The organism is Synechococcus sp. R55.7, assembly GCF_047461955.1.
In the GTDB taxonomy this organism is placed as follows: Bacteria; Cyanobacteriota; Cyanobacteriia; order Thermostichales; family Thermostichaceae; genus Thermostichus.
In genome coordinates, this window is sequence record NZ_JANSIC010000002.1 from 13515 (window position 1) to 14962 (window position 1448).

The 1448-nt window shown below is 62.0% G+C and carries 2 protein-coding genes; both read right to left on the reverse strand.

What is annotated here, in order from left to right; all coding sequences use genetic code 11:
- The coding region (locus tag NW820_RS00295; RefSeq protein WP_414406363.1) for a DUF4340 domain-containing protein at positions 1 to 657 on the reverse strand (657 nt) is incomplete at its 3' end.
- Positions 658 to 675: 18 nt separating this feature from the next.
- On the reverse strand, positions 676 to 1448 hold a 773-nt coding region (locus NW820_RS00300; RefSeq protein ID WP_414406364.1), incomplete at its 5' end, for a GldG family protein.

Genomic DNA, 1448 nt, shown 5'->3' on the forward strand with positions numbered 1-1448 from the left:
GTCTTGCCGCTGCAGGCGAACAACTTCCGGCTCCGCCTCTGCCAACTGCACTTGCAGGGCTTTCACCTCGGCTGTATCAAACTGAAGCAAAGTCTTGTCCCGCAAAGCCAAGAGAGAGGGCAACAGGGATCCCTTCTGGGCACTGCTTAGAAGCACCACCTGTCCCCCTTCGGGCTGGGCGTAGAAGCCAGAGCCGTCGAAGTTGTCGTTGCCGATGGCTAGGCGGTAGGGATCCCCTTCTTTGGGGAAAAGGGCAATTTGGTGTCGCGGCTGATCCAGGCCAAAAGCGGCTAGGTCGGTGGCCCCCTCTAGGGTGATTTGGGGAGTGAGGCGGGAGAAGGTGTTGAGCAACTGCTCAATGGGGAAGTCCAGCGCCGCCGACTGGATGGGACCGACGATCCGCCAGTGGGATCCCTCTTCTTCTGGATTGCGCTCCAAAAGGATTTCCAAGTACTCCGCACCGCTGCCGCGAACGGGTTCCCCCTCTTTCTGTTGGCGGATTTCAATGCGGGCGATGGTGTCGGTGGCAAAGTGGAACAGCCGCGCTCGCTCCGCCTGTTGCTCCTGACGCAGTTGCTGGATGTTGTCCAAGAGGAAGTAGCCCAGCAAACAGGCCACCGCCAAACCCAGGAGAATCCAGGTGGTTCGCTTGAACATGCCTGCTTTCCTCCAGCTCTACCGTCTTTGCCACCACAGGGCAGCTCCGGAACCCAGGGCCGCCAAGGGCAAAAGGACCGTCGATCCCAGCACCAGCCAGCGGAAGTTTTGACCGGTCAGGGTGAGACGGCGATCCGTGATGGATTTGGGGCGGATGGAGATCTGCTCCGTTTGCTCAGTCAGCCAGTTGAGGGTGTTCAAGAAGAGATCCCGGTTGCCCTGCTGCCGCAAGTTGCCGTTGAGGGCAAAGTTGACATTGCCGATCACCACCAGGCGGGCCTCCTGCGGGGATCCTGTGTCGGCCTGGTCGGCGTCCAAACGGCGGGTTAAAGCAACGCCCAGGGTAAGGGGGCCAGGCTTGTCCTGCTCCGGATCGAACTGCAGGGGGCCACGTTCCAGGTCAGGACTGGTCTCCCCCCAACTTTGCGGGCCGGTGCGCAGCAAGGGCGTGGCTTGGATCCCTTCGCGGGCTTCGGTTTCCACAGAGCGGGCCAGGGGGAACAGGGTCATCAGCCGCTGGGCCGCCAAGGGGGCGGTGATGGGGTGATCCCCGTAGGTAGTAACCAGGGCAACCGCCGGCCCTGTCCCCAACAGTTGGCTGACGCTGCTCACCTCAATGAGGATGTCATCCCCCAAGACCACGCCCCACTCTTCCAGCAAGGGATCCAGGCCGGCATCCACCCGCGGCCCGATCAGCAACAGCAGCCGTCCGCCTTTCGCCAGATAATCCTGCAGTTTCTCCACCTCGCCGGGGAACAAAGCCCGCTGTGGCCCCGCCAGCACCAGGACAT